General features: G+C 68.1%; 5 protein-coding genes. All 5 read right to left on the bottom strand.

The genetic code is table 11. The annotated features are described in order from the left end of the window. Positions 1-871 (bottom strand): IS21 family transposase (gene istA / locus H5397_RS15000; protein ID WP_182818416.1); only part of this gene is annotated, 871 nt, incomplete at its 3' end. Positions 872-1,285: 414 nt separating this feature from the next. Continuing rightward, positions 1,286-2,680 carry a restriction endonuclease subunit S gene (locus H5397_RS18935; RefSeq protein ID WP_220492325.1) on the bottom strand — a complete coding sequence of 465 codons (1,395 nt, stop codon included), beginning with the start codon at positions 2,678-2,680 and terminating at the stop codon, positions 1,286-1,288. After that, on the bottom strand, positions 2,677-5,442 hold the full coding sequence (locus tag H5397_RS14990) for a DEAD/DEAH box helicase family protein (RefSeq protein WP_182818413.1): 2,766 nt from the start codon (positions 5,440-5,442) through the stop codon (positions 2,677-2,679). Before H5397_RS14990 ends, H5397_RS18935 begins: the two co-directional genes overlap by 4 nt. Then, on the bottom strand, positions 5,439-5,858 hold the full coding sequence (locus tag H5397_RS14985; protein ID WP_182818412.1) for a hypothetical protein: 420 nt from the start codon (positions 5,856-5,858) through the stop codon (positions 5,439-5,441). Before H5397_RS14985 ends, H5397_RS14990 begins: the two co-directional genes overlap by 4 nt. Positions 5,859-5,888: 30 nt before the next feature. Further along, the gene (mgtE, locus tag H5397_RS14980; protein WP_220492324.1) at positions 5,889-7,139 is read right to left on the bottom strand and encodes a magnesium transporter; all 1,251 of its coding nucleotides are present in this window, start codon (positions 7,137-7,139) and stop codon (positions 5,889-5,891) included. Between the last annotated feature and the right edge of the window lie 2 nt (positions 7,140-7,141).

The raw sequence follows: 7,141 nt of genomic DNA, 5'->3' as shown, positions 1-7,141 counted from the left end.
AAGGAGACGACGACCTGATCCTCCGACTCGCAGGCCTCACGTAGTTATCCCGAGGATCCCCAGCCACAGCCCCCGTTGACAAGCAGCAACGGCCACGACTCGGGATAACCAGATCCTCGGGATAGTCGCGGGGACGTTTCACGCGGGCCGGGATGACCGCGGTCCCGTAATGCTCCGCCAACCGCGCGTACGCGGGGTTCAACGCCGGCTCGTACCGGTCCGACCTGGACACCCCGGTCCGCAGGTTGTCCGGGACGAGGAGCCGGCCGGCACCCCCGAAGTGCTCGAAGGCGTGCACGTGGGCGTCGATCCACGACCCGAGCGTCATGTCGGGCAAGGCCTCCACATAGGAGTAGGCGGAGTACGACAACGCGGCCACGAACACCCACGCATCCCTCAACTCGCCGGTCAGCGGGTCGGCGAACACCATCGCGTCCCCGGCCCAGTCGACCTCGACCGACTCGCCCGGGCTGCGCTGGATCCGCATCGACGCACCCGTCGACTTCACCCACCGGCGGTACTGTTCGTTGAAGAACGAGTACTGGTACGGAACCTCGCCGGTGGCGCGGCACTTGGCCACGTACTCGTTCCACAACACCAGCAGTGTCACCGACGGCCGTCCCAGCTCCCGGTGCACATACTCGAAATCTGGTGCGGCCCGGTCCGAGTCCGGCTTGGCCGGCTCCGGCAGCAACAGGGTGCGGACCTCGTCAGCCCCGAGGTCCGCCACCTGCCCGAACCCGACGCCCGCCGAGTCCGCCGCGGTGAACACCGCCGCCACCGTGTTACGGGAACACCCCAACGCGTCAGCGATCCCGCGCTGGCTCACACCCTCGGCACGCAGCCTGAGGATCTGTTTGTAGTCGACCATGAAGGACGACTCCTCTCGTCAAACGCCCGTGCCCCAGCGGCACAGACGCCGACGAACGTTCCACACACGCAAACCACCACCGGCGCCACGGCCCACCCCGGACCGTCACGGTGGCCCACTGGTCACCGGAACACTGGCTCACCCACCAGCGGAACAGCGGCTCTCACCCAGCGCAATATGCAGTTGATCTCCCGTGGGTCCACAGGGTGAAGATCGAGTACTCCGACACGTCCGGGCACCGCTTCGCCGAGCAGGCGATCATTGACCTGTCTGCCATGTGCGGGACGGGCTGGCGGGTAGAGAAGACGATCCACGATGTGGGGCAGGCGGTGGAAAGGATCGCGAGGTCGTCCGAGCGGACACTTGATGTCCAACGGCGGTTGGTCGACGCCTACTCATCGCACGGCGACCGGTTCATCCCGGATGTGGTGCCTCAAGCGGAATCTGCTCATCGGCGCGCACTTCGGTGGATGCGTGAACTGCCTCATCGAGTTCGGGTGCTTGCTGCTCGATGAGGTCGCTGTCGGACGCCGCGCCGGTGAGTCGGCCGGAGAACGCTGCGGCGAGCACGGCGCGACGCAGTGTGGCCGAGCGTCGCCGCGCTGCGAGCAGCTCTTCCCGGAGACGACCGTTCGTGTCGAGTTGTTCGGTCACGCGAGCAGCGATCCGTCCCGACTCGCCGCTGGGTGGAAGGATGACCGGCATCTTCCGTATGACCGTCTGACTGATCGAGGCAAGGTTGACGCTCTGCTTCCCATTGCGCATGGCCCAGGGAGAACCGAAGGTGTTCGCCGTCAGGGACAGGAAGTAGGGATCCAGATCGGTCTTGATCCGCGCGCGGAAGACATGGTTCTGGTGAATGCAGCCGGGGATCTGTCCCTCCCACACCCAGCCGCGCGCCAGCTTGTCACGATCGCCACCCTCGTTGAGGAGCACATCGCCAACCCGCAACTCCAGGGCCTGAGCCTTCTGGGCTGTCACGCGGATAGTCGCGATCTCGCTGAGATCCAGACGTCCACGCTGCACGTTGGCGACTCGTAAGTAGGGAACCTCCACCAACGACGGATCAGCTTGCTTCTTGCTGTCCTTCGTCACGCCTCCCACGACGTCGGCAACGTCATCGAGGCGCACCCACCGCCACCCCGGGGGTAGCGGAACGATGGTCGAGTCATCCGTCCCAACGTTGGGCAACTCCGGGGTCGGGCGATGCATCGTGCTGGTGGCATCGACGAGAGCGGATCGAATGATCTGCTCTTCGAGGGCGCGAACGCGAGCCAGAGCGGTGGAGATACCGCCGTCCGCGGCGTCAAGGCGGGAGAGGTGGTCCTCGATGATCTCGACGACTCGGCACTGCTCATCGGGTGGCGGTAGCGGGATGGGCCAGGGCTTTAGGATCGACTGGCTGATGTTGCGTTGGGTCCCTCCCCGACCCGCCGCGTTCAGCAGGTCACGCTGGCTCATCAGGTAGTAGAACAAGAACTCCCTGGAGATTCCTTCGCGTGGCTGCGCTATGGCGATTGCCTGATTCGTCGCCATCGGCAGTCCCGCAACGCCCAGCTTCCCGATCGAGCCGTACATGGCCACCAGCACCGACCCCGCCGGGACAATCTTGGCGGAGGAGTTCTCCAAACCCAGCTGCGTGATGGAGTTGGCAGTCGCCCGCACCGCACCATCGGCAAGGTCGCCGATCACCGCCCACGGGATGTCGCCGCCGTAGTATGCGCGGCGCCCCGCCTTTGGAGTGCCACCACTCGACCAGTCGGCGACTTGATCCAGCCTCGCGATTGTCCAGCCCGGGGGGATTATCACGCCGTCAGCTCCCGGTTCAGTTCGTCCAGGATCGCCCCGGCGTCCGGGCCGAGTTCGCGCAACGCACCGTCGACACCGCCACGCTCAGAGAAGGGCGTCCCGTCGAGATCGCGGGCGTCGATGCCGGCCGATGCCGAGATCACTTCGACGATGTGGTCCAGCCACCACCTTTGCGCGTCGCCGAACCGAACCCCTGCCTGCTCCTGCTGCGCCAGCCACCCGGCGTAGCGCTCGCGCACGACGTCGGCGTAGGGCACCAACTCATCATCCAGCCCCAGGGTGTAGCGCAGCAGCGACACCAGGTCGGTGAGCGTGTGGTGGTTCGACCGACGCACGCGTCCGGCGTCCACGGCCTCGTAGGCGGCCCAGACGAGGTCGGGCGTCCAGTTGTGGGGCGGGCGGCTGATCCGGTCGGCGAGCTCCTGCACATCCGCGAAGGTGACACGGCGTGCGTCCGGCCACGCGACGTCGATGCGGCCTCGGCGCGAGCGCAGCTCATCCACCACTTGGATCGCCGCGATCTCGTCGCGGTGCTCGGCCAAGTACTCCCGCCACGACTCCACGATGTGGCGTGCCCGGTCGGTGTCGACCACGCCATGGGCGTCCAGCAGCACGTCGACGCTCACCTCGTCGATCACCCGGTCGTGCGAGCGACGAAGCTCCAGGATGCGTTCGCGCAACTCCGGGTTGGCGGCCAACGGCTCGATCGCGTCCTGGACCAACTGCTCCACATCGGCGGCCTGGGCCTGCACGTCGGGGTCGACGGCGTCCACCAGCCCCCGGACGATGCTGCGCAGGGGGCGTCCGGCCACCTCGTCGAGCTCGGCGCGCTCGGGCGCCGTCAGCTGCGCCTCCAGCGCCGTCAACCTGGACGCCAGCGTGGCCGTCTCGTCCTCGGTCAGCTCCAGCGCAGCCGCCTTGCGCAGCAGCTTCTCCAGCGAGATGCCCCGCACCCGGTTCAGTGGTGGCTCGACGAAGTCGTGCTCGGTGACGCCCACGGCGTCCACCAGCACGAACCGGGTCTTGGCGTCGGCGTCTGGGGTGACCGACTTGAAGGACGCCGTATCGATGGTTCGCGCGCCGCGGCCCTTCATCTGCTCGAAGTACTGGGCGCTGCGCACATCCCGCATGAAGAAGACGCACTCCAGCGGCTTCACGTCGGTGCCGGTCGCGATCATGTCGACGGTCACCGCGATGCGCAGTGTGGGCGAGTTGCGGAAGGCCTTCAGGTGGTCGTCGGCGTCCTTGTTCCGATAGGTGATCTTGGTCGCGAAGTCGTTGCCCTTGCCGAACACCTCCCGCACCATCCGGACGATCTCTTCGGCGTGGGCGTCGTCCTTGGCAAAGATGAGGGTCTTCGGCACCTCGGAACGGCCCGGGAAGATCTCGGTGAACAGCCGATCGCGGAAGGTCTCCAGCACCAGGCGGATCTGGCTCTTCGCCGTCACCGCGCGGTCCAGAGCCCCCTTCTCGTAATCAAGGTCTTCTGTGAGGGTCTCGAGGCGCTCCTTGCGGGTGCGCCGATCCACCTTCGGCACGACCGTGCCCGCCTCGATCATCGACCCCTGCTCGGAGATCTCGGTGCTGATGCGATAGATGTCGAAGTCGACGTTCACCCGATCAGCGACCGACTGGGGGTACGTGTACTCCGACACCAGGTTCTGCCGGAAGAACGCGAACGTCTGGCGTCCGGGCGTGGCCGTCAGGCCGATGACGTGGGCGTCGAAGTACTCCAGGACGCCGCGCCAGACGCCGTAGATCGAGCGGTGCGCCTCATCGACGATGACGAGGTCGAACGACTCGGGCGGGAGGTCGGGGGAGTAGTCGACCGTGACAGGCGCATCAGGCGTGAAGGCGTCGAGCTGCGGGTCGTCCTCGTCGGTGACCGGCTCCCCCTTCAGCACCGAGTGCACCCGCTGGATCGTCGAGATGACCACGCTGCTGGAGGCCAGCATGCCGGCGGAGCTGAGGAGTTCAACAGGGTAGAGCTCGGTGAACCGACGGCCGTCGCCCGGGGTGCGGTAGTTCTGGAACTCGGCGAGTGTCTGCTTGGCGAGGTTGATGCGGTCGACGAGGAACAGGATGCGACGGAAACCGCCGTGCGCGAGCAGCCGGTAGGACTGGGTGACCGCCGTGTACGTCTTGCCTGCGCCGGTGGCCATCTGGATGAGGGAGCGATCGAAGTGCTGCTCGGCCAACGAGCGCTCCACGCCGCGGATGGCGTCGATCTGCGCCGGCCGGAGTGCGCTGGTGTCCAGTGGCGGCAGGGCCCTCACCTTCGCACGCCACGTGGGGAGGGCTGGGTCGGCGGCCGCGTCACGGATCAACTGGGCCAGTGTCTCGGGCCGGGGCACGGCGAAGAGTCGTCTCGCGCGGGCGTCGGGGTCGAAGCCGTTGGTGAACCAGGTTTCGGTGCCGGATGCCTCGAACACGAAAGGCAGGCGTCCGTCGTGGGTGAGCGCCTTCAGGCGCACCTCGGGCCGCAGGCCGTCGGCGTAGGTGGCCGACTGCCACTCCACACCCGCGAGCGTCTTGCCGACTGGTTTGGCCTCGATGACCCCGACGACCCGCTTGTCGACGTACAGCAGGTAGTCGGCTCGACCGTGGCCGACGGCCATGACCGCCTCCCGGACTGCCACTCCTGTTCCCGCAAAGAGGTTGAGGGCGCGGGCGTCCTGGACCGCCCACCCCGCGGCGGTCAGTTCGCGGTCGATGAGTACCCGAGCACGCTCCTCAGCAGCGAGGCGTTCATCGGGTGTCATGCCCGAGACTCTAGCGGGGAGCCTGCGGGCGTAGACCCCGCACGCAGGCGTCCAGCGCGGGGAGCCGTCGCCGACCGCCAGCCCTGGTGCACCAGCAGGATGGCTGCCCAGGCCATCAGACCGCCCGCGATGACGAGGATCAGCGCGACCAAGGGCAGCTCCTCCAAGCCGCTCGTCAGGCCGATGACCACCTCGACGACCGCGAGCCCGAGCAACGCGACAGCGACCACCCCCGAGACGACCCGATGCGTCGTCGTCGTGCGCAGCACCGCCTGGACGTGGGTGACGTCGTCGCCGTCCTCGGCTTGGGTGACCTCGGCGACCTCGGACCAGGGTATGAGCCCGCGTGGGTACGTGATGCCGGATTCGTCGAGGCGCCAGCCGCGGGCGGGAACCGGGAACGGGGGTGATTCCACGCCCCCAGTCTGCCCGAGCGGCCGGGCGCGTCACAGCCCCAGGATCGCCTTGGCGATGAGGAAGTAGACGACCAGGCCGGTGGCGTCCACGAAGGTCGAGATGAAGGGGTTGGAGAACACTGCCGGGTCGGCGCGGACCGCCTTGGCGATCAGCGGCATCGTGCCGCCGACCGTGGCCGCCAGCGAGCACACGGTGAACAGGGTCAGGCCGATGACGCTGCCGATCGGCCAGCCGTAGAGCAGCCCGGCGATGGCGAAGCCGAGGCCCCCCAGCACCAAGCCCAGGGTGGCGCCGGTCAGCAGCTCGCGGACCATCACCTTGAGCACGTCGCGGGTGCGCACTTCGCCGAGTGCCAGCGCCCGGATGACAGTCGTGGCGGCCTGGTTGCCCGTGTTGCCGCCCGTGCCGATCAGGAGCGGGATGAACACGCTCAGCACGACGAGTTGGGCCAGCGTGCTCTCGAAGACCTCCAGCACCTGCACCGTCAGGGACGCCCCGATCGCCAGCACCAGCAGCCACACCAGCCGCGACCGGACGACCTTCAGGATGGGCGTCGACAGGTAGTGGCGGTGCAGCGGTTCGGTGCCGCCCTGGCGCGCGAGGTCCTCGGATTCGGCGCGCTCGAGGATCTCGAGGGCGTCGTCGACGGTGAGGATGCCGACGATTCGCTCCTCGGAGTCGACCACCGGGAGGGCGAGTCGGCGGCGGTCCGCGCAGCGGCGGGCGGCGTCCTCGGCGGGTTCGGTGGCCAGCGCGCTGTCGGCGGGCCGGACGAGGTCGGCCACTGCGGTCTCGGGGGCTGCCGCGAGCAGGTCGCGGAGGCTGACCACGCCGACGAGGCGGCGGGTGCCGTCGCTGACCGCGATGGTGTAGACGGTCTCGGAGTCGTGCAGCCGGTCCAGCACCCGGGTGAGTGCCACGCCCGCGGTCATCGCCTGCGGCACGATCGCGACCTCGGGACTCATCTCGCGCCCGGTCGACCCCTTCGGGTAGCCCAGCACCGTCGCGGTCAGGTTTCGCTCATCGGAGGTCAACCCCGAGAGCAGGCGGGTGGCGAGCGTGGCGGGCAGTTCGTCGAGCAGGTCGACCCGGTCGTCGGGGTCCATCTCGGCGAAGTACGCCGCCGTCTCGTCGGCCTGCAGCAGGTGGACGAGCTCGGCCTGGTTGGGGGCGTCCAGCGCTTCGAAGACCTCGAGTGCCTGCCCCTTGGGCAGCATCCGGAACGCGATCGCGCGGTCGCGGGCGGGCAGGCGGTCGAGATCGTCGGGCGAGAGGGTCACAC

Origin of the sequence: Propioniciclava sp. MC1683 (genome assembly GCF_014164675.1) — a bacterium.
Lineage (GTDB): Bacteria > Actinomycetota > Actinomycetes > Propionibacteriales > Propionibacteriaceae > Propioniciclava.
Note: the sequence above shows the minus strand (reverse complement) of the source record. Positions and strands in the feature narration are given on the sequence as shown.